This window comes from Mediterraneibacter butyricigenes (genome assembly GCF_003574295.1).
In the GTDB taxonomy this organism is placed as follows: domain Bacteria; phylum Bacillota; class Clostridia; order Lachnospirales; family Lachnospiraceae; genus Mediterraneibacter_A; species Mediterraneibacter_A butyricigenes.
Genome location: NZ_BHGK01000001.1, coordinates 2549116 through 2573757 on the forward strand (window position 1 = coordinate 2549116; position 24642 = coordinate 2573757).

Genomic DNA, 24642 nt, shown 5'->3' on the forward strand with positions numbered 1-24642 from the left:
TACATCTGTAAGACGGGAGCGGACCTTTTAAAATCGGATGCTGTCGTGAAAAAGAGAAAAATGTTCCGGAGAACGGACAGATTTCTCTGGAAAAACACATGTTATGAAAGGTGGGTATTTTTTATGTATATCAGAAAATCATTTTTAAAGGGAATCGTATTAATTTTTGGGAGTGTAGTGCTGCTGGTGCTGGTATTTTTTTACGGCTTTACACAGACACGAATTTCCGGAGGCGCGTATATGGCAGCCTATACCTTCTGTCTGGTTGCAATCTGGAAAGTGGAGGAGCTGATCGAAAGGATCTGAAATATTGCCTGAATGGACAGGACAGTGTATAATGGTTCTATCAAGCCGCAAAAAGGAGAGCGCTTATGAAGATAGATATGCATTGTCATGTAAAAGAAGGATCCGTGGACAGTCGGGTCAGTCTGGATGAATATATCACGCTGTTAAAAAAGCATGGCTTTCAGGGAATGGTGATCACAGACCATGATACGTATCAGGGATATCGCCACTGGAAAAATCAACTGAAGGAAAAGCATCCGGATTTTGTGGTGTTGAAAGGGATTGAATATGATACCAGAGATGCAGGCCATATCCTGGTGATTATGCCGGAGGGTGTGAAGATGCGCCTGTTGGAGATGAGGGGTATGAGAGCATCTGTATTGATCGATCTGGTGCACCGCAACGGTGGTGTGCTGGGGCCGGCCCATCCCTGCGGAGAAAAATATATGAGTTTTACCAATACAAAGTGCTATTACAATACGCCGGAGCTGATCAAACGGTTTGATTTTATCGAAGCATTCAATGCCTGTGAATCGAAGGAATCAAACGCGGGAGCTTTAAAACTGGCGGAAAAGTATGGAAAGGTAAAGGTTGGCGGCAGCGATTCCCACAAACCGGATTGCGTGGGCAAGGGATATACGATCCTTCCGGAGCCTGTGACCTGTGAGACGGAACTGATTTCCATGATCCATCGTAAAGTCAGTTTTGAAACGGGTGGTACCTTGTATACCAAGACGACGAAGGAGAAAATGGGTCGGATCAATAAGGTGTTGGCTTACTCTTTCTGGATATATAATAAGAGTGGAGAACTGATAAAACGTTCCCGGAGAAATAAGAAAATGTATGTGGAAAATCCCTATGATCCGATTGATCCGGTGGAACTGTATTATATGAATGGTTCGGAATATGATTCGGACCAGAACTGGAAATAAAGCGGGAATGTTTAAGTACCGGAAGAGTGATCAGAAACAGATCAAAATGAAAAATAAGAATTAAAGTGAACCGGAATCGAATCCGAATGAAAAAGATATCGGGATCAGAACTTAAGATAAACTGAAAAATAGAAAAAAAAAACAAGGAGAAAGTTATGAGAGAGTGTGGTGTATTGCTTCCGATTTCATCCCTGCCGTCGAAATACGGGATCGGATGTTTCTCGAAGGAGGCTTATGAATTTGTTGATTTTTTGCGGGATGCCGGACAGAAACGCTGGCAGATCCTTCCGATGGGACCGACCGGTTATGGGGATTCTCCATACCAGTCGTTTTCTACGTTTGCGGGGAATCCCTATTTTATCGATCTTGGAAGACTGGTAAGCGAGGGGCTTCTTTCCTGGGAAGAATGTGACCGGTGTGATTTCGGAGAACGGGAAGACCGGGTGGATTATGAAAAGGTTCATGCAAACCGGTTTCCGCTTCTTCATATGGCATATGAAAGATTTCGTTCGAGAAGGGAAGACGGATATGACCGATTTGTGAAAGAACAGGAATTCTGGCTGGAAGATTATTGCCTGTATATGGCGATTAAAAATCAGCAGGGAGGTAAACCGTGGAACGAGTGGGAACCGGCACTTCGTGACCGGCAGCCGGAGGCACTGGAAGAAGCAAAGAGAAGCTGTTGGGAGGATATAGAGTTTTACCGGTTCCAACAGTATGAATTCTTCAAGCAGTGGAATGATCTGCACAGCTATGCCAATCAAAACGGGATACGAATCATAGGGGATCTTCCGATCTATGTGGCATTTGACAGTGCAGATACCTGGTCTATGCCAAAACTGTTCCAGTTTACAGAAGATCATAAGCCAAAGGCAGTGGCAGGATGTCCGCCGGATGGATTTACAGCAACCGGACAGCTTTGGGGCAATCCGGTTTATGACTGGGAATATCATCGTTCTACCGGATATGCCTGGTGGATTCAGCGGGTGAAAAGCTGTCTGAAGATGTTTGATACGCTGAGGATCGATCATTTCCGGGGATTTGATGAGTACTATGCGATCCCTTACGGGCATCCTACGGCGAAACACGGCGTCTGGGAAAAGGGACCGGGGATCGAACTGTTTCAGGCCATCTGGGAAGCGATCGGTAAGGCGGATATCATTGCGGAAGATCTGGGCTTTTTGACAGAAAGTGTTTTGAAACTTCTGAAAGACAGCGGCTATCCGGGAATGAAAGTGCTTCAGTTTGCCTTTGATTCCAGAGAATCTTCGGATTATCTGCCGCATACCTATACACCGAACTGTGTGGTTTATACAGGAACCCATGATAACGACACGACGTTGGGATGGTTCTTGAAGGCGTCGAAGGAATGTCGTCAATTTGCGAGGGAATATCTGCATAAGGATGCATTTGACATTGATACGCTGACCTGGGATTTCATTGCGGCAGCGATGGGAAGTGTGGCAGAGCTGTGCATGATCCCGGTCCAGGATTATCTGGGGCTGGATTCCGATGCAAGGATCAATACTCCGTCCACAGCAGGTGGCAACTGGAGCTGGAGACTGAGACCGGGACAGATTCCAGAAGGCCTGGCAGAAAAAATGAAAGCGATGGCGCGTCTGTACGGCCGATAAAAAAGAGCAGAATGAAGAACTGATAAAGAATTGAGAAATCAGGGAAAATAAAAAAGAAGAAAGAAGGAACAGTTGGGAGGAAGTTGTGACAGGAAATTTTACAGTATATTTTGCATTTTTATCCTTTTTTGTGTATGGATTTCTGGGGTGGTGCACGGAGGTCGCATTTGCAGCATTTAAGGAGAGACGATTCGTAAACCGGGGATTCTTAAACGGGCCAATCTGCCCGATCTATGGTGTGGGTGTTACGATGGTTATCTGGTGTCTGGATCCGGTGCGGGAGAATCTTCTGATCCTGTATGTGGCATCGGTGATTCTGGTAACAGTGCTGGAAGGACTGACCGGATATGCCATGGATAAAATTTTCCATAATAAATGGTGGGATTATTCGAATATGCCCATGAATATCGGCGGTTATGTATGCGTGCTGTTTTCTCTGATCTGGGGTGTGGCATGTGTGGCAATCGTGGATGTAATCCATCCGATCATTTTCAAAGGACTGGAATGGATTCCGTATATTGTGGGCGTGGTATTGATCGTGATCCTGATGTTTACGCTGTGTGCAGACCTTTATGTAACGGCATCGGGTATCATTAAGATGAACCGCCGTCTGGAAAGAATGGAGAAGATCGCCGGAGAATTACACGAGATTTCAGACCAGTTAGGCGAAGAGATTTACAAAGGTGTGATCGTGGCATTGGAGAAACAGGAAGAATCCAAAAAGAAAGTGGAAGAGTCCAAAAAGAAGATGGAAGAAGCTGCACAGACTCTGGAGGATGCACTCAAGGAGAAGACGGCTGCTGCAGCAGAACTGGGAGATGGCCTGAAAGAAAAGATCGAACGGATCAGAGAAGAGGGCGGACAGAGAACCGGCGAGATGCTGACGAGAATCAGAGAAGAGGGCCCGCAGAAACCAGGCGAGATGCTGGAACGGATCAGAACAGAGGGCAGTCAGGTAACCGAAGAAATGATCGCTCGTATCGCAGGTCTCAAGCAAAAATACCGGGAAGCGGGAAAGCTGGAACTGTTTTCCAACCGGCGTCTGCTGAAGGCTTTCCCGAAACTGGAGTCGCATGATTACAAAGATCAGTTGGAGGAACTGAAACGCCAGCTAGAGAAACTTTCTGAGAACGAAAAGTGAAAAGGATAAGACTTGAACGCCCGAATGTATAAAATACAGGGGCAAAGTATTGAATTTGGAAGAAGAATAGTGGTATACTATCGGGGAAAATCAAAAGTTTCAAGAATAATAATGAGTAGAACGAAAGGTTGAGATTATGGAACTGCTTTATAAAAGTACAAGAGATGCAGATAAAACAGTAACCGCTTCACAGGCGATTTTAAAGGGACTGGCTTCTGACGGAGGTCTGTTTGTTCCGGTTGAGATTCCGAAGCTGGATGTGGATCTGGATGAATTGAAAGAGATGTCTTATCAGGAGACAGCCTATCAGGTAATGAAACGCTTCCTGACAGATTTCACAGAGGAAGAATTGAGACATTGTATCAACAGTGCATATGATGAAAAATTTGATACCACAGAGATCGCACCGTTGGTTGAGGTCAATGATGGAGTCTTCCATCTTGAGCTGTTCCATGGCGCAACCATTGCATTTAAAGATATGGCATTATCTATCCTGCCGCATCTTATGACAACGGCAGCAAAGAAAAATCATGCAGATCATGAGATCGTGATTCTGACTGCTACATCCGGGGATACCGGAAAGGCAGCGATGGCGGGATTTGCAGATGTTCCAGGAACGAAGATCATTGTATTTTATCCGAAGAATGGTGTCAGCCGAGTACAGGAACTGCAGATGGTGACACAAAAAGGTGTCAATACGGCAGTTGTAGCGATCCACGGAAACTTTGACAATGCTCAGAGTGGTGTGAAGAAGATGTTTGAGGATCAGGCTCTTGCAGCAGAACTGGCAAAAGCCGGATATCAGTTCTCTTCTGCGAACTCTATCAACATCGGACGTCTGGTTCCGCAAGTGGTTTATTATGTATATGCCTATGCAAAATTATTGCAGAAGGGTGAGATCGCAAAGGGTGAAGAGATCAATGTAACTGTTCCGACCGGTAACTTTGGTAATATTCTGGCTGCATACTATGCAAAACAGATGGGACTTCCGATCGCGAAACTGATCTGTGCTTCCAATGAGAACAAAGTTCTTTTCGATTTCTTTGAAACAGGCGTTTATGACAAGAACCGGGATTTTGTACTGACTTCTTCTCCTTCTATGGATATTCTGATTTCCAGTAACCTGGAGCGTCTGATCTATCAGGTGGCAGGTCAGGATGCACAGAAGGACTGTGAATTGATGAAAGCACTGAATACCGAAGGAAAATATGAAATCACAGGAGAAATGAAAGCCGGACTGAAAGATTTTGTAGGCGGATATGCTACAGAAGAACAGACCAGTCAGGCAATCCATGATACTTATCAGAGAAACGGTTATGTGATGGATACGCATACCGCCGTTGCTTCTTATGTAAGTGAACAGTATCGGAAAGAGACCGGAGATGCAAAGAAGATGGTAGTGGCATCCACAGCAAGTCCATACAAATTTGCGAGAAGCGTTATGACTTCGATTGATTCCAAATATGAAGGAATGGATGATTTTGCACTGATCGAGGAACTGAAAAAAGTTTCCGGTGTGGAGATTCCGAATGCCGTCAAAGAGATCATGGACGCAAAAGTATTACATAACAGAGAATGTGATGTGGATCAGATGGAACAGACCGTTAAGGCGATTCTGAAAGTTGAGGCATAGAGATGGACAATTACAATCAGTTTTTGAGTGTGTTAGTTCTGGCAGCAGGTGTGTATATCGTGTATGAATATGTTAAGATGCTCAAGACCGGACACATCAGCGAGATTCTTCTTCTGGGGAAGGGAACGCCGGAAAGTCGGTGCAAGGATCGGGAAGCTTATACCAAACGTGCTTACCCGGCAGTGCTGGTTCTGGCAATTGTTACCATGGCTTACGGAATCATTGATTTTTTGAATTTCTTTGTGGTGAGTATGGCGATGGTAGATCTGGTCTTTCTGGTGATCTTTCTGATCGTGCTGTTTGGATATATGATCTACACCAGCAAATTAAAAAAGAAATATTTCAGACCTTATTAAGGAGAAAAGGCGGGAGAGACTTGAAAAAGCATGCTCCTGCCTTTTGTGATATTTATGTGGAGTTAATCGGTAACAGGCCGAAATCCGTGCCTGCACGAGACTATGACGGTGCCCGACAAGTGCCAGTGATCCTTGTAAGGCACGACCAAAGTGGAACGAAGAATCAGTGGACAGTGGACGATGGGTGAGTTTAAAAAGGAAAGGGAGGATCGAACATATGACGAAAGAACAAGTTTGTGAAAAATTGATGGAAGAGGCAATCCATGCACGGGAATTTTCCTACAGCCCCTATTCCAAATTTAAAGTAGGAGCAGCATTGCTGGCAAAAAACGGCAAAGTGTATACAGGATGCAATATTGAAAACGGAGCCTATATGCCGTCAAACTGTGCGGAGAGAACAGCAATCTTTAAAGCGGTCTCGGAAGGAGTCCGGGAGTTTGAACGGATTGCGATTGTGGGAGGAAACGAAGAACTGATCGATTGTTTCCCGTGCGGAGTCTGTCGTCAGACGATGGCGGAATTCTGTGAACCGGAGTTTGAAATTCTGGTGGGGACAGGCCCGGATGCATATAAAATCTACACGTTGGCAGATTTGTTGCCGAAATCGTTTAAATTGTAAAGAGAATGTTCAATTTTTGAAGAATTTCAAAGAAATAATTGTTGATTTTGTCACTTTATCAAGATATAATATAAAAGGGGAAGATGGTTCTCGCTTCCTCGTAGGGATATTATAGGGACTGCATTTTTGCAGAAAAGGCAACATCTCACTATCAAAGAAAAGAGGTAAAGGAAGATGGCAGAAATTAATTTGAGCAAGTATGGTATCACTGGAACAACGGAAATTGTACACAATCCTTCTTATGAACTTCTGTTTGCAGAAGAGACAAAGCCGGAACTAGAAGGCTTTGAAAAGGGACAGGAAAGTGAACTGGGCGCAGTCAATGTTATGACTGGTGTATATACCGGACGTTCTCCTAAAGACAAATTTATCGTAGAAGATGAGAATTCCAAAGATACCGTATGGTGGACCACTGAGGAATATAAAAATGATAACCATCCGGCTACTCAGAAAGCATGGGATGAAGTGAAAGAGCTTGCAATCAAAGAACTTTCCAACAAAAAGCTTTATGTAGTAGATGCATTCTGTGGCGCAAACAAAGATACACGTATGGCAATCCGTTTTATCGTAGAAGTTGCATGGCAGGCACACTTCGTAACCAATATGTTTATCAAACCGACTGCAGAAGAGCTGGAAAACTTTGAGCCGGATTTCGTTGTATACAATGCTTCCAAGGCAAAAGTTGAAAATTATAAAGAACTGGGCCTGAATTCTGAGACAGCCGTTTTGTTCAACATTACAAGCCGCGAGCAGGTAATCGTTAATACATGGTACGGCGGAGAGATGAAGAAAGGTATGTTCTCCATGATGAACTACTATCTGCCATTGAAGGGCATCGCATCTATGCACTGCTCTGCAAATACAGATATGAACGGAGAGAATACAGCAATCTTCTTCGGACTTTCCGGAACAGGTAAGACAACTCTGTCCACAGACCCGAAACGTCTTTTGATCGGTGATGATGAGCACGGATGGGACGACAACGGAGTCTTCAACTTTGAAGGTGGATGCTACGCAAAAGTTATCAACCTGGACAAAGAGTCTGAGCCGGATATCTACAATGCGATCAAGAGAAATGCTCTTCTTGAGAACGTTACACTGGATGCTGAAGGCAAGATCGATTTTGATGATAAGAGCGTAACAGAGAATACCCGTGTATCTTATCCAATCGACCATATCGAGAAGATCGTTCGTCCGGTATCTTCCGCACCGGCAGCGAAGAACGTAATCTTCCTGTCAGCAGATGCATTTGGAGTACTTCCTCCGGTATCTATTCTGACACCAGAGCAGACAGAGTACTATTTCCTGTCTGGATTTACTGCAAAACTTGCAGGTACAGAGCGTGGAATTACAGAGCCGACTCCTACATTCTCCGCATGCTTCGGTCAGGCGTTCCTGGAACTGCACCCGACCAAATATGCAGAAGAACTTGTAAAGAAGATGGAAAAGAGCGGAGCAAAGGCTTACCTTGTAAATACAGGATGGAACGGAACAGGCAAACGTATTTCCATCAAAGATACCCGTGGAATCATTGATGCAATCTTAAACGGAGATATCCTGAATGCACCGACAAAACAGATTCCGTACTTCAACTTCGAAGTTCCGACAGAGCTTCCGGGAGTAGATCCTGCAATCCTGGATCCGAGAGATACATATGCAGAGGCTGCACAGTGGGATGAAAAAGCAAAAGATCTTGCAGAGAGATTTGTAAAGAACTTTGCAAAATATGAAAGCAATGAGGCTGGTAAAGCATTAGTTGCAGCAGGTCCGCAGCTGTAAGAGTCAGCGGTATGACCGGTATTTCATCTGAAAGCAACAGGAAGATTCTGGATGCGGTAGAAGATGAATGGTAAATGGAATTATGTATTGTAAAATTCATGTAAATGGGTTATAATACACATCAGGAAGTAACTACCTGAGATGTACGACAACCTTGTTATTTTGAACCTACAGAACTTTAAACGGGATTCTTATATTTCTGTAATATGTCAGGCCGTCATTACGCAGCGGAAGGCAGAAAAGCAGATGCGGTTGCCCACCTAGCTGTGGCTAGGAGTCAAAATACAGGGAACGGCATTTTGGGGATCTTACTAAAGAAAAAAGGCAGTTGCGAAAGCGACTGCCTCTTTTTGAGCGATGAAGAAAAGTCTAAAGAACCGGCTTATGAGTATGGCTATATCATGAATATCATATAGAAAATTGGAAATGAAAATATGAAAGAGCAGATTCAGAAGAATATCAAGAGAATACAGAGGCTGATTCGAACTGTCGGAAGCCATCACACGGGAGCATATGCTGCACAGTCAGCATATTTCTTTGTGTTATCTATGATTCCGATCATTCTTCTGCTTCTGACGGCAGTTCAGTATACACCGCTTACCAAGGCGGATGTAATGACGGCGGTAGTACGGATCTTTCCCAAATCGGTAGACGGACTGATCGTATCTATCGTAAACCAGGTTTATAATCAGTCTAGGACGATCATTCCGATTACGGCGATTGCGGCGTTGTGGTCTGCCGGAAAGGGAGTATTGGCGGTAACCTATGGGTTGAACTGCATCTATGAAAGCCACGAGACCCGTAATTATTTTTATCTGAGATTTCGCTCCACATTTTATACGGTGGTATTTATCATTGCAATCGTATTGTCCCTGTTGCTGTCGGTATTCGGTAACTCTTTGAGCATTCTGATCGTGGAACATCTTCCGTTTATGGATCGGCTGATCAATCTGATCTTGCGAATCAGGACTTTATTTTCCTTTGTGATCCTGACACTGTTCTGGATCCTGGTCTATCGGTTCCTGCCGAATCGGAAGGATCTTCCGAGATATCAGATTCCGGGAGCAGTCTTTACCGCCTGCGGATGGTTGCTGATTTCCTTTGTCTTTTCTGTATATCTGGATATTTTTACCGGATTTTCAGATATGTACGGAAGTCTGACCACTATTATTCTGATCATGCTCTGGCTGTATTTCTGTATGTATACGGTGTTGCTCGGAGGCGAGGTAAATGTACTCTACCAGAAGTTTTCCGGAAAGTTTCTGGAGATGAAAGAGAGGAACAAAGATCGGATGAAACGGGCAGAGGAAGAAAGGGACTTGACATAATCAGAAGAACTGGCTAAAATAATTAAGGTATAAATACATAAAAAGCAAAGATCGTGTAAAGTAGAGAATCATTTTCCATCAGAGAGAAGGAATCATCGGCTGAAAGTTCCTTTTGGTACGGATGAGGATCGAATTTCCCACGTGAGCTGTGTCTCTGAAACTGATCAGAATCGAAAGTAGGAGATGACGTTTTTGCACGTTACGCAAATAGAAGAGCCTGTACCGGCAAGGTCTGTACAGGAATTAGGGTGGTACCGCGACTGATCCTCGTCCCTTTTGGGGACGGGGTTTTTTTATGGAAAGCATGGAGCAAAAGTCTGTGCATGTAGGGGTCGCGGGAAAATGTGCCACGAAGCAGGGTATACGTTATACCCGTCATAACATACAGAAAATGTTTCAGGAAAAGGAATGAAAAAAGAAAGGAGATATGTCATGCAGGAGAAGCTGGCAAAGATCAGAGAAGAAGCAATTCGGCAGATTCAGGAAGCCGATGTGCCGGAGAAATTGAATGAGGCAAGAGTGAAATTCCTTGGTAAAAAGGGAGAACTGACAGCAGTTCTGAAAGGAATGAAGGATGTTGCACCGGAGGAGAGACCGAAGGTGGGACAGTTAGTTAATGAGACAAGAACTGCCATTGAGGATATTTTAGAGGAAACGAAGACAAAGATGGAACGCGCGATCCGCGAGGAACGTCTGAAAGCGGAAGTGATCGACGTGACACTGCCGGCAAAGAAAAATGTAGTCGGTCATCGTCATCCGAACACCATCGCGCTGGAAGAAGTAGAGCGAATCTTTATCGGAATGGGATATGAAGTCGTAGAGGGACCGGAAGTAGAGTATGACCTGTACAACTTCGAAAAACTGAACATTCCGGCAGATCATCCGGCAAAGGATGAGCAGGATACCTTCTATATCAATAAAGACATTGTGCTTCGTACCCAGACTTCACCGGTACAGGCCAGAGTCATGGAACAGGGCAAGCTTCCGATCCGTATGATTGCTCCGGGAAGAGTATTTCGTTCTGATGAGGTGGATGCAACCCATTCTCCGTCTTTCCACCAGATCGAAGGACTTGTCATTGACAAGAACATTTCCTTTGCAGATCTGAAGGGAACACTGGAAGTCTTTGCAAAAGAGTTGTTTGGACCGGATACCAGGACAAAATTCCGTCCGCACCATTTCCCATTTACAGAGCCAAGTGCAGAAGTGGATGTGAGCTGCTTTAAATGTGGCGGAAAAGGATGCCGTTTCTGTAAAGGATCCGGATGGATCGAGATTCTGGGATGTGGTATGGTTCATCCGCATGTACTGGAAATGTGCGGAATTGATCCGGAAGAATATACTGGATTCGCATTTGGTGTGGGACTGGAACGTATCGCACTTTTGAAATATGAGATTGATGACATGCGGTTATTATATGAAAACGATATCCGTTTCTTAAAACAGTTCTAAGGCGAAAGGAGAATAAGATGGATACATCATTATCATGGATTAAAGCATATGTGCCGGATCTGGATGTAACGGCGCAGGAATATACAGATGCAATGACATTGTCTGGTACGAAGGTAGAAGGGTATGTGGAACTGGACGCAGACCTGGACAAGATCGTAGTCGGACAGATCGACAAGATTGAAAAACATCCGGATGCGGACAAACTGGTGATTTGCCAGGTAAATATCGGAAGTGAGTCCGTTCAGATCGTAACCGGTGCACCGAATGTATATGAGGGGGCAAAGGTACCGGTTGTACTGGCAGGCGGACGTGTAGCAGGCGGACATGAACCGGGACAGAGAGTTGAAGGCGGAATCAAGATTAAAAAAGGAAAACTGCGTGGTGTGGAAAGTGATGGTATGATGTGCTCTATCGAAGAGCTGGGATCTAACCGTGAAATGTATCCGGAAGCTCCGGAATACGGCATTTACATTTTTGAGGAAGATGTAGAAGTCGGTGCAGATGCGGTCGAAGTGCTGGGACTGCACGATGCAGTATTTGAATATGAGATTACCTCGAACCGTGTAGACTGTTACAGTGTAGTGGGAATCGCAAGAGAAGCGGCAGCAACCTTCCGCAAGGAATTCAAACCGCCGGTTGTAACGAAAACCGGAAATGAGGAAGATGCATCGGATTACATCAAAGTCCGCGTGGAAAATGAAAGACTGTGCCCAAGATACTGTGCAAGAGTCGTAAAAAATATCAAGATCGGACCATCTCCGAAGTGGATGCAGAGAAGACTGGCTTCCGTAGGAATCCGTCCGATCAACAATCTGGTTGATATCACAAACTATGTGATGGAAGAATACGGACAGCCGATGCATGCTTATGATCTTTCTACAATCGAGGATGCACAGATCGTAGTGCGTACAGCGGAAAAAGGAGAAAAATTTGTCACACTGGATGGAACAGAACGTACCATGGATGATGATGTCCTGATGATCTGTGATGGCAAGAAACCGGTGGGAATCGCCGGAATCATGGGTGGAGAAAATTCCATGATTACCGATCAGGTACAGACCGTTCTTTTCGAGGCGGCATGCTTTGACGGAACCAATATCAGAAAGTCAAGCAAGAAAGTGGGACTGCGTACCGATGCATCCGGTAAATTCGAAAAGGGACTGGATCCGAATAATGCACAGGAAGCTATCGATCGTGCCTGCCAGCTGGTAGAAGAGATGGGAGCCGGAGAAGTTGTTGGCGGAATGGTTGACATTTATCCGGAGAAGAGAGAGCCTGTCAGAGTACCATTTGATGCAGACGCAGTGAACAAACTTCTGGGAACAGAGATTTCAGAAGAAGATATGCTGTCTTACTTCAAGAAGATTGATCTGGGATACGATCCGGAAACAAAAGAAGTGATCGCACCGACCTTCCGTCAGGATCTGTTCCGGCTTGCAGATCTGGCTGAGGAAGTGGCAAGATTCTATGGATATGACAATATTCCGACCACACTTCCGACCGGAGAGGCAACCACAGGAAAACTTTCCTACAAGCTTCGAATCGAAGAAGTGGCAAGAGACATTGCAGAGTTCTGCGGTTTCAGTCAGGGAATGACTTATTCCTTCGAAAGCCCGAAGGTATTTGACAAGCTGTTGATTCCGGCAGACTCTAAGTTAAGAGAAGCAATCCAGATTATGAATCCGCTGGGAGAAGATTACAGTATCATGCGAACCACATCCCTGAATGGAATGCTGACTTCTCTTGCGACCAACTATAACCGCAGAAATAAAGACGTAAGACTTTATGAACTGGGAAATGTATACCGTCCAAAGGCTCTTCCGCTGACTGAACTGCCGGATGAAAGAATGCAGTTTACACTGGGTATGTACGGAAACGGTGATTTCTTCTACATGAAAGGCGTGGTAGAGGAATTCTTCGAAAAGATCGGAATGCACGGCAGAGAATCTTATGATCCGAATGCCGGAAAACCTTTCCTGCATCCGGGACGCCAGGCAAATATCATCTATGCCGGAAAAGTAGTAGGTTTCTTAGGTGAGGTTCATCCGGAAGTGGCAGATACTTACGGAATCGGTGAGCGTGCTTATGTGGCAGTGATTGACATGCCGGAGATCATGGAATTTGCATCCTTCGACAGAAAATATGAGGGAATCGCAAAATATCCGGCTGTTACACGTGATATCAGTATGGTAGTTCCGAAGAGTATTCTGGTAGGACAGATTGAAGAAGTGATCGCAGACAAGGGCGGAGCACATCTGGAAAGTTATCAGTTGTTCGATCTGTACGAAGGAGCCCAGATCAAACCGGGTTACAAGTCTGTGGCATATTCTATCGTATTCCGTGCAAAAGACCGTACCCTGGAAGATGCAGATGTAAGTGCGGCAATGGACAAGATCTTAAAGGGTCTGGAAGCACTTGGTATTGAACTGAGAAAGTAGGGGAAAACGTGAAAACCAGTGATTTTTATTATGATCTTCCGGAGGAACTGATCGCTCAGGATCCTCTGGAGGATCGATCCAGCTCCCGAATGCTTGTACTGAATAAAGTGACAGGAGAATGGGAACATCGGGTCTTTAAAGATATTATAGACTATCTGAATCCGGGAGATTGCCTCGTGATCAATGATACGAAGGTAATCCCGGCCAGACTGATCGGCGTCAAACCGGATACAGGTGCAAAAATCGAAGTCTTATTGTTGAAGCGGAAGGAAAAAGATGTCTGGGAAGCTCTGGTGCGTCCGGGAAGAAAACTTCGCCCGGGTGCGAAGGTGAGTTTTGGAGAGGGACTTCTTACCGGAGAAATTCTGGAGATTGCAGAGGAAGGCAATCGTCTGATCAAATTCCACTATGACGGGATTTTTGAGGAAATCCTGGATCAGCTGGGGCAGATGCCGCTACCGCCGTATATTAAGCATCAGTTAAAAGAACGGGAACGCTACAATACAGTCTATGCGGTACATGAAGGCTCTGCGGCTGCACCTACGGCTGGATTGCATTTTACACCGGAACTTCTGGAGCAGATTGAGAAAAAAGGGATTGATATTGCAAGAATCACGCTTCATGTGGGACTTGGAACTTTCCGACCGGTAAAGGCGGATGAGATTCAGGATCATCACATGCATTCCGAATATTACGAGATCAGTGAAGAAGCGGCACAGAAGGTGAATGCGACAAAAGAGCGCGGAGGACGCGTAATCTGTGTGGGAACCACCAGTTGTCGGACGGTAGAGTCTGCGGCAGATGAAAACGGACGACTGAAAGCGTGCAGTGGCTGGACAGAGATCTTCATCTATCCGGGATATAAATTCAAGATCCTGGATGGGTTGATCACCAACTTCCACTTGCCGGAGTCCACTCTCGTGATGCTGGTGTCTGCACTGGCAGGAAGAGAGCATATCCTGGCAGCTTATGAGGAAGCCGTAAAAGAGCGGTATCGGTTCTTTTCCTTTGGCGATGCTATGTATATAGGAACCACTCCAAATCAAACAAATGTTGGTTCTTCTCAGGAATCAGAGAAAAGTAAATAATGGGATAAAAAGAAACCCAGAGGCTTAGTGGCTTCTGGGTATTTTTATATCAGGAATCTTTATAAGTGAATGTATGGGATAGACCGTTGCGAAATACGATGGTTTCCGGTCGGCCGGATCTCAGGATAATAGAATCCAGGATAGAAGAAAAAAAGTTTTTCAGGATTTCCGGATCCAGAGCTTTGGCAAGGTTTTCGTAGTAGATGTACTCTTTATCTGTCAGCTGCTGTGTCAGGATGAAAGAAGATGCCTGCTGTATAAATGCTTCATCGTCCATGGTATGCTCCCACAGGTCCTGAGACATCATGCCGATTGCCTCGTTGATCTCCTGGAGGCGATCTGTAATCTGCTGTTTCCGGACAAGGTACTCACGCTCAGAGATAGAATCATCGCTGTATAGGTAAAGATCGTTCAGACGATCCAAGGCACGTTGTTGTCTCTTTTGTTCTGTTCTGATGCGTTTTAACTCCGGATCAACCTTAGGTTTGGATTTTGCAGACTTCAAGAGCACCGGATCACTTCCGGAGTATTTCTCTAACATGTCAAAAAGGGATGCAAGACCGTCCGGATCCACATGATCGACATTGGAAAAGGTACTGCCACGTAATAAGTGCTTCTGGAGATCTTCCAAAGAATGGATGTCGGTAAAATTCTTCTGCGCATTCAAAATATTCAGAATGTAGTTCAGAAGGAACTCTCCAAGGACAACATCCGAAGTATATTTTGCATGGCATGTCTTGGTTTTCCAGACATTCGGGCATCCGTATTTTGACGGACGATATCCGGAGGCATGACGATTCCCTGGAGAAGCACGAAAAGCAGCACCGCATTCAGCACACCAGATTAGACCAGAGAATACATTCACACGTTTCTGTTTTGCTTTTCTTCCAGGAGTATTCCGGTACCGGGCATTTTTATCAAGAGTAGCCTGGATCCGATTGAAACGCTCCTGATCTATTGAGGCCGGATGGTGGTTTTCTACGATAACCCACTCAGAGGGATCCTTAATAGCTTTTCTTCCAGGAATTTTGTAATAATTGTACCGATAGATACCAAGATACCATGGATTACGCAAAATCGCCCACACAGAAACAGGACTCCATAAATTTCCGCTCCTGGAGCAATATCCCATTTCATTCAGCTTCCGGGCTGTGTGTACAAGAGATTGATTACTTTCATAGATCTCTATCATGTCGTTGTAGATTTTGTTTTCTTCCGGATCAATGGAAAATGTCTGTGTTGGTTTATCGTAAGAATATCCGAACGGGACACGTCCACCATTCCAGACACCATTTGAGGCTCTGTTTATCATGGTAGCTGTGACACGCTCTGAGGTCATATTTCGCTCTAATTCTGCAAAGATCAAGATAATCTTCAACATGGCTTCACCGATTGCGGTAGAAGTATCAAATTGTTCATTCTTGCTGACGAATGTAACACCCAACTCTTTTAGTTCTGCATACATGTTTGCAAAGTCCAGTAGATTTCTGGAAATACGGTCGATCTTCCAGACTAGCAGATGAGTAAAAAGTCCTTCCCGGATCTGAGACATCATTTTCTGGTATGCCGGTCGGTCTGTATTCTTTCCGGAATACCCAGCATCCTCAAAGATCACAAAATCCTCCGTATTCAGGATATACTTGCAGTAGGCTGTGAGTTCCTGTTTCATCATCGGCAGCGAATCTTTATCTATTTGGTAGACTGTGGAAACACGGACGTAGATTGCTACCCTGATATGTGTCTCTGAGCCTGATTCAGGCATCATATAGCTTTTATTCATAATTCCTCCATCAAATAGAAATAGCCCCTACACGGGGCTATACTTAGTTCACATAGGGCATGTATTTATTCAGTGCCGCCCAAACTACATTCTTATCATCACGACTTGCAACCTGATAACAGGCAAGGAGCCGTTGCAATTCTTCAACCTGTTCCAGGTGATCTCTGTTCTCTTGAATGTCGCTGTTACTCATAAGCATACCTCCGATAATTATTTACAGCTTGGTATCTGCTATGTACTAAGTTCCCCGGAAATGTTTTCTTCGCCAGGAAAAATATGAAAATGCGATCACCCCTTTTTTCGATCCGCATACTTCTCTGGAATAGCCATGTGTGTACGCAGAAAGTCTTTGCACATCTCCTGATTCTCTTCTGGAATAGCGGATATAATCTCGGCCCATTCTGGATCCAGTCCCGAAACCATCAATGTGCTGTCGTGTATTTCTTCCCTTGCATATCCAACCACTAAGTAGTCAATAGATACATCTAAGTAGGATGCGATTTTGCATACGACGTCAAGCCTTGGAGAAATACCACTTTTCCATTCCGGGATATAATCTTCGTCCAAGTCTAATTTCCTCAAAACAGCAGTGAGTCCCGTTCCTTTTATCTTGCAAACTCTCTTTAAAGAGTTGTAAAACATAACTCCGTCAAAGTCTGGATTGATGTTTGGAGCTTCCGGAGCATCTCCTGATCCAAAACCGTTTACCAGATAATCGAGAGACACATTAAGGTGTTCGGCGATTTGGCAAACAATATCAATAGAGGGAGATGATCCTGCTTTCCATCTACCAGTAGCACTGGTACTGAGCTTAAGCTCTTTTAATACTGCCGTTGGAGTCGTCCCTTTTTCTTTGCATACAGCTTTTAGATTGTCGTAAAACATAAAACCTCCAAAAAAATATAACAAAACAATACATTCGCTTGACGAACTCGCAAAAAAGAGTTAGACTAACAAACATAAACAACAAAACATTATCATTTTCAAATCTAAAAAAGCACCTCTATTATACCTAACAAATGTTTGGTAGTAAAGAGGAAAAAGGAGGGAACTCATGGAAAGAAAACTGTCCATGTGGTGCAAAAATGCCAAGATCGAAATGATCCGGCGTGATCTAAAGACCACGGAGCTTGCGGCGAAACTGGATATGAACCGGAGTTATGTAAGCTCAATCTTGAATGGTCGAGTATATAGCGCACCGGCAGTCAAAAAGATCTCTGATTACTTAGGGATCGCTGACAGCGACACCACAACTGTATGATTAAATGATAGCGCACGGAGGAACGTTGGAACATGGAGAAAGAATGTAAGGATTGCGGTGGAAGTATCTACTTCCAGTGTAGAAAAGAAGCCGCAAAATACAATGACAGGCTGAGCAGCCGTGAGGGAGCTTCGGAAATGCTGAATATTTCCGTGTCGAGTCTGAGCAACTATGAGTTGGGGCTGACACCAGTACCGACGGATGTGGTTGTTAGAATGGCTGACCTTTACGGAGCACCGGAACTGGAGGCTTGTTATTGCAAAAATGATTGCCCGATCGGGAAACGGCAGAACATCGCTACAAAGATCCGGGGCATTGAACAGATCACATGCAGTTTATTGGATCATGCGGACGATGATTTGATGCATGGAATAAAAAGAGATCTGATAAACATCGCCAGTGATGGGAAACTGGATCTGGGAGAAGAAAACCGGCTAAGAAAGATTGTCACAGAACTGAGTCAGTTTGCAGATGATGTGATGGAACTGAGAATGTTTCTGCGAAAATACGGGGGTGAATCGGATGGAATTGATTGAGAGATTGAAACAGCAACTGTCCGAGGTTTACGGAATCCATAACGAGGAAGATCTTTTGAAAGCTATGGAAAAGCAGAAACCGATTGATATAGGGGTATTCGTGAGGGAGGTAAATGGAATTGAGAAAGCTGGTTAAGATTATTGCAATGGTTGCGATAGCAACAATAATGCAGATCGGGGCTTGTAAGATAGCCTACACAGAAAGAGGATATCAGGCAATGGGGAGTGAAAGACTGGTATTTCCGATCGTACTTTATGCGGAGTATAAAGCGTTCTGTGAACCGGAAGAAGAGCATAATGCCAGATAAGGCATTTGCATAAAGGAGGAATTTATATGGGACAAATGACAGCAGATCAGTATCTGGATCAGATCCAGAGCAAGTTGATGCAGACATTAACTGAGAAAAAAGACGCCATGCCACCTGGATTCAATCAGCAGAGATTCGCTCTGAACTGTGTGACGGTGATTCGGGACATGATGAAAGATCGTAAAAAAAAGGAGAATCTGCAGACAGTCGATATTAATTCGATTGTTCTCTGCATGATAAAGGGCGCCTACTTGGGACTGGATTTCCTGAATGGTGAGTGTTATGCGATCCCTTATAAGGGTGAAATGACATTCCAAACGGACTACAAAGGCGAAATTAAGGTCTGCAAGCGGTTCAGTAATGATCCGATCAAAGATATTTACGCCAAGGTAGTACGAAAAGGAGATGCCTATGATGAAGGAGTAGAGGGAGGCGCTCAGGTGCTGAATTTTAAGCCTGTGCCGTTCTCGAATGAAGAGATTATCGGGGCATTTGCGGTAGTTATGTATGCTGACGGAACCATTAAATACGACAGTATGAGTGTGGAAGAGATACGCCACACGAAAGACACCTACTCTAAGGCAGCAAATAGCCAGGCATGGAGAGATTCATTTGGGGAAATGTGCAAGAAAACGGTTATCCGCAGACTGAGCAAGCTGATTGATCTGAATCTGGACAAGGTGGAAATGATTAAGGCTTATGAGGAGGGATCCGGCTTTGAATTTGAAAATCAGCAGATCTCCGGAGGATCCACCAGGCAGGCAGCACAGTTACCAGGAACAGAAAATGTGGTTGATGCCTTTGCACCGGGGCAGACAACCGGACAGAAAACACTCGAACAGAAGCCACAGCCGGCAGTAACGCCACAGGATTTCCGGCAAGCACCGGAGAGAGAACCGATAGCGGAAGAAATACCACCGCAGTATTATCCGGAGGAAGAGTTTATGTCACCGGATGATTATCCGGATGATGAAATGCCGTGGAAATAAAGAAATGGAGGAAAAAGGGAATGAATGAATTACAGGTAGTAGTACACCAGGAACCAGGAACCGTAACATGGAATTATGAAGATCTGAAAGCAGCAATCACAAATGCTCTGGAGGTATACAAGACAACAGAGTATGACGATTCTAACATTGGTCAGGCAAAGAAAGATCGGGCAATGCTGAATAATCTTTCAAAGTCAGTGAACGCCCGGAAGATTGAGATCAAGAAAAAGTGCCTTGAACCGTTTGAGCTGATCGACACTCAGGCAAAAGAACTGATGGCGATCATTCAGGAGCCGATTGCAGTTATTGATGAACGCCTGACAGAATATGAAAACCTCAGACGACAGAAGGTAAGAGCCGTGATCCTGGAATATATGGCAAACGACTTTGACGGGATTGAACAGAAGATTGCCGATAAGGCGAAAGAAGCCCTGTATGATGTTCGATGGGAAAATGCAACTGCAAAGAAATCAGAATGGCAGACAGCGATTGATGCCAAGGCTGAGGCTATCCGATCAGACCTGCAGGTGTTGGAAGCCGTCGAAGAAAAATTTAGATCGTATGCTATGGATTCATACAGAGTAAAACTGAGATTGGCGGATGCTATGCAGAAAGTTCAGGAACTGAGAGCCCAGGAAGCGGCGATCCTGAAAAGACAGCAGGAAGAGGAAGAGAGAAAGAGACGTGAGGAAGAGGAACGCTGCAGACGTCAAGCAGAAGAAGAGAGAAAGAAGATCGAAGAGGAAAAAAGACGACGTGAGGCAGAAGAAGTGGAGGAATATCTTGGAAATCCTGAGTCGGAGATTGGAAAAGCGATTGACAGTATCGAAAGAGGAGCGTTTGTCAATGCGACTACTCCAAATCAGAACCAGACTCCGGTAGTTGAAACTGTACCGGCACAGAATCCAGAACCGGAAGTGCAGCATGTGTTGAAACCAAGTCAGACAATCAGAATCACTGGAACACCGGAAGAGTACCAGAAGGTCATTGAGTACATTAAGGTGATGGGGATTGGTTACGAGGAGGTGTAGCACATGGGATTTCAGTTGACATCGGAGAATTACTACTCTGACATAGCCAATTATGAGTACATGTCAGTTTCCCAGTTCAAAGATTTTGCCGGAACATATGGGAAGTTGGGATGCGAAGCCTGTGCCATGGCGAAAATTCGTGGCCAGTATAAAGAACCGGAGAGAACAGCACTTCTGGAAGGAAGCTATGTAGATGCTTTCTATGAGGGCACACTGGACAAATTCAAGGCAGATAATCCGGAAATGTTTAAACGGGATGGAGAACTGAAAGCAACGTTTCAGAAAGCAGATCGGGCGATCGAAAGAAGTCTGAGAGATCCACTTTTCCAGGAATACATGTCTGGAGAAAAACAGGTCATAATGACCGGAGAGCTTTTTGGATCCAAGTGGAAGATCAAAATGGACAGCTACCACCCGGGTAGAGCGATTGTAGATCTGAAATACATGCAGTCACTTACAAAGTTTGGATATGTTCCGGATATTGGATATCTGGATTTTGTCCGATACTGGGGGTATGACATTCAGGGAGCAATCTATCAGGAGATCGTAAGACAGAATACTGGGAAGAAATTGCCGTTTTATATTGCCGGGATCTCCAAGGAAGAGGCAATGAACATTGAAGTAATCTACATACATGACAACTATCTGGAAGAGGCGCTGCATATCGTAGAAAGCCGGATGCCGAGGATTCTGGATGTGAAATACAACGGTGTAGTACCGGATAGATGTGAGCAGTGTATCTGGTGCAGAGATACCAAGGTTTTGCAAGGTCCTATCGGAATCGGGGATCTGACAGCGAGTTTGTAGTATGGAGGTACAGGATATGGCGTGGATCACGGTAGATCAGAAGCTGATCGGTGGAAAACTAAGGAATTTTGCAAAGCAATCCGGAATCAGCCAGAATGAGGCAATCGGGATCCTGATACGGTTATGGCTGTGGGGATTGGACAACGCAGAAGAAAGCGGTCGAATAATAGCAGCCGAACATGAGGACATTGAAGAGGCTATCCGCCCGGGATTCCTAGAAGTTGAACGGAGTACGATCTCGAATATCGTTGATAACCTGATAAAGACAGGGTGGATAGATAAAAAAGGGGATTCCTTGTATTTGCATGACTGGATAGACTGGAGGAGTTTTTATACATCCTATGAAAGCAAAAAAGCACAGCATGCGGAACGAATGAGAAATTACAGAGCCGAAAAGAAAAAAGAGCAGCAAGCGCAACCGGAACCAGAAGAGAAACCGGTAGAACCGAAGAAAGCAATCAGAAAAGAGTACGCTGTAGGCTTTGAAGAGTTCTGGAAGATCTACCCAAGGAAGGTAGACAAAGGGAACGCATATAAGAAATATCAGGCAAGGCTGAATGATGGATATTCGGAAGCTGAGCTGCTGACAGCCGCAACCAATTATGCGAACCAGTGCAAGAGGGAAAAGACCGAGGCAAGATTCATAAAGCATCCAAAAACGTTCCTGAGCGACACGATGCCGTTCACGGACTTCTTAGATCATGGACAGCAGACGAATATACCAGAACAACAGGAACCGCCCGGAAAACGTAAGAATCCGTTTTTATAGGCAGTATAGGAGGATAACAGAGAATGGATGATATCGGAAGTATGTTGCCCTCTCATACCCAGGAGGAGGTCAGCCCGATTAAAAAGGGCGATTATAAGGGGGATGATGGTCTGATCCGATGTGGCGTATGTGGCGAGCGGAAACAATTAAAGATCAACATCTTAGGATATTCAAGAATTGTCCCATGTATATGCCAATGCAGGGCGGACGAGTTGGAGGAGAAAAGAAAAAGAGACGAGTATGAAGAGAGGATGCACACGGTGAATCGTCTGAAGGATGCCTCCATGATGGCAAGTAAGTTTCGGGATGCGAGCTTTTCGAAGTATAAGGTCAGACCAGAGAACAGGAATCAGGTGAAGTTGGCATGGAATTATGTGAAGAGATTCCATGAAATGAAGGAAAAGAATCAGGGGTTATTATTATATGGTCCGGTCGGAACTGGAAAAAGTTACACGGCAGCCTGTATAGCAAATGCTCTGATGGAACAGAGCGTGACGGTGGTTATGACATCGTTTGTGAAAATTTTACAGGATATACAGAGTGTCGGGAATGAAGCAAATTATATTCAGATTCTGAACAGTGCATCATTGCTTATTATTGACGATCTGGGGGCTGAGAGAAATACAGATTACGCCCTAGAAAAGGTATACAACATCATTGATAGCCGGAGCCGGACAGATAAGCCGATGATTTTAACAACGAATCTGGAATTGCCTGAGATGTTAGAGTGTACGGATATTCGCTATAAAAGAGTGTATGACAGGATTTTTGAAACCTGTTATCCGGTTGAGATGAAAGGAAAATCATTCCGGCAGATAGAAGCAGCACAAAGATTTGAAAACATGCAAAAGTTTTTAGGATGAGGTGGAACATGGGAATAGGTGAAAATATCAAAAGGATCAGAACGGGTATGGGGCTTTCGCAGAAAGCCTTTGGTGACCTGATCGGGAAGAGTGAAAGTCAGATCGGCAGTTATGAAAATGAAAAAACGGATATACTGGCATCCACTCTTTACAGGATCGCAGAAGTAGCACATGTAGATTTCAATAATTTGATGGCCGGTATTCTTCCGGAAGAAAAAGAATCGAAAAAGGAGCCGGACTGGGATGCAGAATTGAGAATCTACAACATGGAGGATCGTCTGACGGTAATTAAGATTCTGGCGAAGAACGGCTATGATGTGGGGCAGCATAAACGGCCAAAAGGGAAAGGCAGCTCACTGGATTACTTTATCCATGCAAAAGATCTTTCCACCAATGCCGATACATCAAAGTAGGAGGTAGGTATGGAAGTAAGATTTACGATCCTGGGGGAGCCAAAGGGAAAAGGCAGACCGAGGTTTTGCAGGAATACCGGACATGCGATTACGCCGAAAGATACCGTGAACTATGAAACACTGGTTCGGATGGAATACGGCGTAGCCTATTCGGATTTTAAGTTTCCGGACGATGCGATGTTGGATATGCGGATAAAGGCTTTTTATTCCATTCCAAAATCAGCATCCAAAAAGAAACGGGCATCAATGTTGGCGAATGAGATCAGACCGACCAAGAAGCCTGATATGGACAACGTGGTTAAGATCATAGCGGATTCCCTGAATCAGGTGGCATACCGAGACGATACGCAGATCGTAGATTGCCAGTGCCGGAAATTCTATTCAGAGAATCCACGAGTAGAGGTAATGATACAAGATATTCAGCCGAAACAGGCGGAAAGGGGTATGAAATGAACAACTATGAGGAAATGATGATTGAAAGCGATGTATTCGCAAATGCCAGGGACAACTTCGATTCGTTATTGCAGAAGCTGTTTAAGAGTATGGAGAATAACGAGTCAGACGAGGGAAGTATTACCCTGAAAGTGAACCTGAATATGGTGGAGGACTGGGTACCGAATGGTGAGGGCGGAACAATCCATATCAAAAAGCCGGTTCTCAAACACAAGGTTTCCATTGAGGTGCCGGTAAAAGATTCTATCGACGGTCGGAAAGATTCTGGAATGAATCTGGTATGGGATGACGAACTACGTCGGTATGTTCTGAATTACATCAATGAGGGCGGACAGCAGAGCTTGTTTGATCCGGACTACGAGGAGAACCTGAAAGGCAGTGCAGGTCTGGAGGAAAGCAACTTGCTTCCTGGTCCATCAAATGAGCTTCCGGATCTCAACGGAATCCCTGACGCACATTTCACGGAAGCAGATCCGCTCGATGATGCGCTGAATCGCCCGATTACGTTAGAGGATGAAGAAATTACCGATGAAGAGAATATAAACGCTTATGGAGGCGATACGGAAGCTACAGGCAGCACAGATGGAGAGGACGATTACGAGTATGAGGAATAAATTGGCGAAGCAGTTAAAGGAATGGTTTTACCTGACCATGGATGTTCTTTGGCTGAGTATTGTTATTGGCGTGGGAGTTGGGATCGGATTTATGGGAGTTCTGGCGATCATGCTAAAAATATGATGGAGATAA

28 protein-coding genes, 1 other RNA gene and 1 other annotated feature are annotated in these 24642 nt (G+C 44.7%); of the genes, 26 read left to right on the top strand and 3 right to left on the bottom strand.

What is annotated here, in order from left to right; genetic code table 11:
* The first annotated feature begins 123 nt into the window (after window positions 1-123).
* From KGMB01110_RS14845 to queA, 13 genes are all read left to right on the top strand, one after another.
* A complete protein-coding gene (locus KGMB01110_RS14845) occupies window positions 124-306 on the top strand; it encodes a hypothetical protein (protein WP_136626691.1) in 183 nt (60 codons plus the stop codon).
* Window positions 307-371: 65 nt separating this feature from the next.
* Window positions 372-1217, top strand: a complete 846-nt coding sequence (locus tag KGMB01110_RS12490) for a PHP domain-containing protein (RefSeq protein ID WP_117603774.1) — start codon at window positions 372-374, stop codon at window positions 1215-1217.
* Window positions 1218-1372: 155 nt separating this feature from the next.
* On the top strand, window positions 1373-2851 hold the full coding sequence (gene malQ / locus KGMB01110_RS12495) for a 4-alpha-glucanotransferase (protein ID WP_119298619.1): 1479 nt from the start codon (window positions 1373-1375) through the stop codon (window positions 2849-2851).
* Window positions 2852-2936: 85 nt separating this feature from the next.
* Window positions 2937-3992, top strand: a complete 1056-nt coding sequence (locus KGMB01110_RS12500) for a putative ABC transporter permease (RefSeq protein WP_117888141.1) — start codon at window positions 2937-2939, stop codon at window positions 3990-3992.
* A 136-nt stretch (window positions 3993-4128) separates the two neighbouring features.
* Window positions 4129-5625, top strand: coding sequence for a threonine synthase (thrC, locus tag KGMB01110_RS12505; RefSeq protein WP_119298621.1), 1497 nt, complete (start codon window positions 4129-4131; stop codon window positions 5623-5625).
* Between the two features lie 2 nt (window positions 5626-5627).
* Window positions 5628-5981 carry a hypothetical protein gene (locus KGMB01110_RS12510; RefSeq protein WP_117603770.1) on the top strand — a complete coding sequence of 118 codons (354 nt, stop codon included), beginning with the start codon at window positions 5628-5630 and terminating at the stop codon, window positions 5979-5981.
* Window positions 5982-6198: 217 nt separating this feature from the next.
* A complete protein-coding gene (cdd, locus tag KGMB01110_RS12515) occupies window positions 6199-6600 on the top strand; it encodes a cytidine deaminase (RefSeq protein WP_117888143.1) in 402 nt (133 codons plus the stop codon).
* Between the two features lie 174 nt (window positions 6601-6774).
* On the top strand, window positions 6775-8379 hold the full coding sequence (gene pckA, locus KGMB01110_RS12520) for a phosphoenolpyruvate carboxykinase (ATP) (protein ID WP_117603768.1): 1605 nt from the start codon (window positions 6775-6777) through the stop codon (window positions 8377-8379).
* Between the two features lie 130 nt (window positions 8380-8509).
* Window positions 8510-8689: non-coding RNA, 6S RNA (gene ssrS / locus KGMB01110_RS12525), on the top strand.
* Window positions 8690-8813: 124 nt separating this feature from the next.
* Entirely contained in the window at window positions 8814-9707 is an 894-nt protein-coding gene (locus KGMB01110_RS12530; protein WP_119298622.1) for a YihY/virulence factor BrkB family protein, read from the top strand.
* A gap of 38 nt (window positions 9708-9745) precedes the next feature.
* Window positions 9746-9985 (top strand) — a binding site (T-box leader).
* Between the two features lie 154 nt (window positions 9986-10139).
* Window positions 10140-11159, top strand: coding sequence for a phenylalanine--tRNA ligase subunit alpha (pheS, locus tag KGMB01110_RS12535; protein ID WP_117603798.1), 1020 nt, complete (start codon window positions 10140-10142; stop codon window positions 11157-11159).
* Between the two features lie 17 nt (window positions 11160-11176).
* On the top strand, window positions 11177-13597 hold the full coding sequence (gene pheT / locus KGMB01110_RS12540; RefSeq protein WP_117888145.1) for a phenylalanine--tRNA ligase subunit beta: 2421 nt from the start codon (window positions 11177-11179) through the stop codon (window positions 13595-13597).
* A gap of 8 nt (window positions 13598-13605) precedes the next feature.
* Window positions 13606-14685, top strand: coding sequence for a tRNA preQ1(34) S-adenosylmethionine ribosyltransferase-isomerase QueA (gene queA / locus KGMB01110_RS12545; RefSeq protein ID WP_119298625.1), 1080 nt, complete (start codon window positions 13606-13608; stop codon window positions 14683-14685).
* Window positions 14686-14734: 49 nt separating this feature from the next.
* Here queA and KGMB01110_RS12550 read toward each other — a convergent pair whose 3' ends face one another.
* The 3 genes from KGMB01110_RS12550 to KGMB01110_RS12555 form a co-directional block, all read right to left on the bottom strand.
* The gene (locus tag KGMB01110_RS12550) at window positions 14735-16465 is read right to left on the bottom strand and encodes a recombinase family protein (RefSeq protein ID WP_243112831.1); all 1731 of its coding nucleotides are present in this window, start codon (window positions 16463-16465) and stop codon (window positions 14735-14737) included.
* 43 nt (window positions 16466-16508) lie between these two features.
* Entirely contained in the window at window positions 16509-16658 is a 150-nt protein-coding gene (locus KGMB01110_RS14945) for a hypothetical protein (RefSeq protein ID WP_156085444.1), read from the bottom strand.
* Window positions 16659-16753: 95 nt separating this feature from the next.
* Window positions 16754-17350 (bottom strand): helix-turn-helix domain-containing protein, encoded by a 597-nt coding sequence (locus tag KGMB01110_RS12555; protein ID WP_119298627.1) that lies wholly within the window; start codon window positions 17348-17350, stop codon window positions 16754-16756.
* A 169-nt stretch (window positions 17351-17519) separates the two neighbouring features.
* On the opposite strand from KGMB01110_RS12555, the gene KGMB01110_RS12560 reads away from it, so the two are divergent.
* From KGMB01110_RS12560 to KGMB01110_RS15555, 13 genes are read left to right on the top strand one after another with little or no spacing between them, the layout of a single operon-like run.
* Complete coding sequence (locus KGMB01110_RS12560) at window positions 17520-17726, top strand: helix-turn-helix domain-containing protein (RefSeq protein WP_119298629.1); 207 nt, start codon at window positions 17520-17522, stop codon at window positions 17724-17726.
* Between the two features lie 32 nt (window positions 17727-17758).
* Window positions 17759-18262, top strand: a complete 504-nt coding sequence (locus KGMB01110_RS12565; RefSeq protein WP_119298631.1) for a helix-turn-helix domain-containing protein — start codon at window positions 17759-17761, stop codon at window positions 18260-18262.
* Entirely contained in the window at window positions 18249-18398 is a 150-nt protein-coding gene (locus KGMB01110_RS14950; protein WP_156085445.1) for a hypothetical protein, read from the top strand. The genes KGMB01110_RS12565 and KGMB01110_RS14950 overlap by 14 nt, the downstream gene beginning before the upstream one ends.
* Window positions 18376-18570: a hypothetical protein gene (locus KGMB01110_RS12570; protein ID WP_119298633.1), complete on the top strand. Its 195-nt coding sequence runs from the start codon at window positions 18376-18378 to the stop codon at window positions 18568-18570. The genes KGMB01110_RS14950 and KGMB01110_RS12570 overlap by 23 nt, the downstream gene beginning before the upstream one ends.
* A 26-nt stretch (window positions 18571-18596) precedes the next feature.
* On the top strand, window positions 18597-19559 hold the full coding sequence (locus KGMB01110_RS12575; protein WP_119298635.1) for a RecT family recombinase: 963 nt from the start codon (window positions 18597-18599) through the stop codon (window positions 19557-19559).
* A 20-nt stretch (window positions 19560-19579) separates the two neighbouring features.
* On the top strand, window positions 19580-20590 hold the full coding sequence (locus tag KGMB01110_RS12580; protein WP_119298637.1) for a DUF1351 domain-containing protein: 1011 nt from the start codon (window positions 19580-19582) through the stop codon (window positions 20588-20590).
* 3 nt (window positions 20591-20593) lie between these two features.
* Entirely contained in the window at window positions 20594-21397 is an 804-nt protein-coding gene (locus KGMB01110_RS12585) for a PD-(D/E)XK nuclease-like domain-containing protein (protein WP_119298639.1), read from the top strand.
* Window positions 21398-21413: 16 nt separating this feature from the next.
* Entirely contained in the window at window positions 21414-22166 is a 753-nt protein-coding gene (locus KGMB01110_RS12590) for a hypothetical protein (protein WP_119298641.1), read from the top strand.
* A gap of 23 nt (window positions 22167-22189) precedes the next feature.
* Complete coding sequence (locus KGMB01110_RS12595; RefSeq protein WP_119298643.1) at window positions 22190-23029, top strand: ATP-binding protein; 840 nt, start codon at window positions 22190-22192, stop codon at window positions 23027-23029.
* 8 nt (window positions 23030-23037) lie between these two features.
* Complete coding sequence (locus KGMB01110_RS12600) at window positions 23038-23442, top strand: helix-turn-helix domain-containing protein (protein WP_170141725.1); 405 nt, start codon at window positions 23038-23040, stop codon at window positions 23440-23442.
* A gap of 9 nt (window positions 23443-23451) precedes the next feature.
* Window positions 23452-23895 (top strand): RusA family crossover junction endodeoxyribonuclease, encoded by a 444-nt coding sequence (locus KGMB01110_RS12605; RefSeq protein ID WP_119298646.1) that lies wholly within the window; start codon window positions 23452-23454, stop codon window positions 23893-23895.
* Window positions 23892-24509: a hypothetical protein gene (locus KGMB01110_RS12610; RefSeq protein WP_119298648.1), complete on the top strand. Its 618-nt coding sequence runs from the start codon at window positions 23892-23894 to the stop codon at window positions 24507-24509. Before KGMB01110_RS12605 ends, KGMB01110_RS12610 begins: the two co-directional genes overlap by 4 nt.
* Window positions 24499-24633, top strand: a complete 135-nt coding sequence (locus KGMB01110_RS15555) for a hypothetical protein (protein WP_279220927.1) — start codon at window positions 24499-24501, stop codon at window positions 24631-24633. The genes KGMB01110_RS12610 and KGMB01110_RS15555 overlap by 11 nt, the downstream gene beginning before the upstream one ends.
* Window positions 24634-24642 lie beyond the last annotated feature (9 nt).

Excerpts from the sequence above, each read along its gene's own strand:
- KGMB01110_RS14845 (WP_136626691.1), top strand. The coding sequence starts at position 124 with ATGTATATCAGAAAATCATTTTTAAAGGGAATCGTATTAATTTTTGGG.
- KGMB01110_RS12490 (WP_117603774.1), top strand. The coding sequence starts at position 372 with ATGAAGATAGATATGCATTGTCATGTAAAAGAAGGATCCGTGGACAGT.
- malQ (WP_119298619.1), top strand. The coding sequence starts at position 1,373 with ATGAGAGAGTGTGGTGTATTGCTTCCGATTTCATCCCTGCCGTCGAAA.
- thrC (WP_119298621.1), top strand. The coding sequence starts at position 4,129 with ATGGAACTGCTTTATAAAAGTACAAGAGATGCAGATAAAACAGTAACC.
- KGMB01110_RS12510 (WP_117603770.1), top strand. The coding sequence starts at position 5,628 with ATGGACAATTACAATCAGTTTTTGAGTGTGTTAGTTCTGGCAGCAGGT.
- cdd (WP_117888143.1), top strand. The coding sequence starts at position 6,199 with ATGACGAAAGAACAAGTTTGTGAAAAATTGATGGAAGAGGCAATCCAT.
- pckA (WP_117603768.1), top strand. The coding sequence starts at position 6,775 with ATGGCAGAAATTAATTTGAGCAAGTATGGTATCACTGGAACAACGGAA.
- KGMB01110_RS12530 (WP_119298622.1), top strand. The coding sequence starts at position 8,814 with ATGAAAGAGCAGATTCAGAAGAATATCAAGAGAATACAGAGGCTGATT.
- pheS (WP_117603798.1), top strand. The coding sequence starts at position 10,140 with ATGCAGGAGAAGCTGGCAAAGATCAGAGAAGAAGCAATTCGGCAGATT.
- pheT (WP_117888145.1), top strand. The coding sequence starts at position 11,177 with ATGGATACATCATTATCATGGATTAAAGCATATGTGCCGGATCTGGAT.
- KGMB01110_RS12550 (WP_243112831.1), bottom strand. The coding sequence starts at position 16,465 with ATGAATAAAAGCTATATGATGCCTGAATCAGGCTCAGAGACACATATC.
- KGMB01110_RS14945 (WP_156085444.1), bottom strand. The coding sequence starts at position 16,658 with ATGAGTAACAGCGACATTCAAGAGAACAGAGATCACCTGGAACAGGTT.
- KGMB01110_RS12555 (WP_119298627.1), bottom strand. The coding sequence starts at position 17,350 with ATGTTTTACGACAATCTAAAAGCTGTATGCAAAGAAAAAGGGACGACT.
- KGMB01110_RS12560 (WP_119298629.1), top strand. The coding sequence starts at position 17,520 with ATGGAAAGAAAACTGTCCATGTGGTGCAAAAATGCCAAGATCGAAATG.
- KGMB01110_RS12565 (WP_119298631.1), top strand. The coding sequence starts at position 17,759 with ATGGAGAAAGAATGTAAGGATTGCGGTGGAAGTATCTACTTCCAGTGT.
- KGMB01110_RS14950 (WP_156085445.1), top strand. The coding sequence starts at position 18,249 with ATGGAATTGATTGAGAGATTGAAACAGCAACTGTCCGAGGTTTACGGA.
- KGMB01110_RS12570 (WP_119298633.1), top strand. The coding sequence starts at position 18,376 with ATGGAATTGAGAAAGCTGGTTAAGATTATTGCAATGGTTGCGATAGCA.
- KGMB01110_RS12575 (WP_119298635.1), top strand. The coding sequence starts at position 18,597 with ATGGGACAAATGACAGCAGATCAGTATCTGGATCAGATCCAGAGCAAG.
- KGMB01110_RS12580 (WP_119298637.1), top strand. The coding sequence starts at position 19,580 with ATGAATGAATTACAGGTAGTAGTACACCAGGAACCAGGAACCGTAACA.
- KGMB01110_RS12585 (WP_119298639.1), top strand. The coding sequence starts at position 20,594 with ATGGGATTTCAGTTGACATCGGAGAATTACTACTCTGACATAGCCAAT.
- KGMB01110_RS12590 (WP_119298641.1), top strand. The coding sequence starts at position 21,414 with ATGGCGTGGATCACGGTAGATCAGAAGCTGATCGGTGGAAAACTAAGG.
- KGMB01110_RS12595 (WP_119298643.1), top strand. The coding sequence starts at position 22,190 with ATGGATGATATCGGAAGTATGTTGCCCTCTCATACCCAGGAGGAGGTC.
- KGMB01110_RS12600 (WP_170141725.1), top strand. The coding sequence starts at position 23,038 with ATGGGAATAGGTGAAAATATCAAAAGGATCAGAACGGGTATGGGGCTT.
- KGMB01110_RS12605 (WP_119298646.1), top strand. The coding sequence starts at position 23,452 with ATGGAAGTAAGATTTACGATCCTGGGGGAGCCAAAGGGAAAAGGCAGA.
- KGMB01110_RS12610 (WP_119298648.1), top strand. The coding sequence starts at position 23,892 with ATGAACAACTATGAGGAAATGATGATTGAAAGCGATGTATTCGCAAAT.
- KGMB01110_RS15555 (WP_279220927.1), top strand. The coding sequence starts at position 24,499 with ATGAGGAATAAATTGGCGAAGCAGTTAAAGGAATGGTTTTACCTGACC.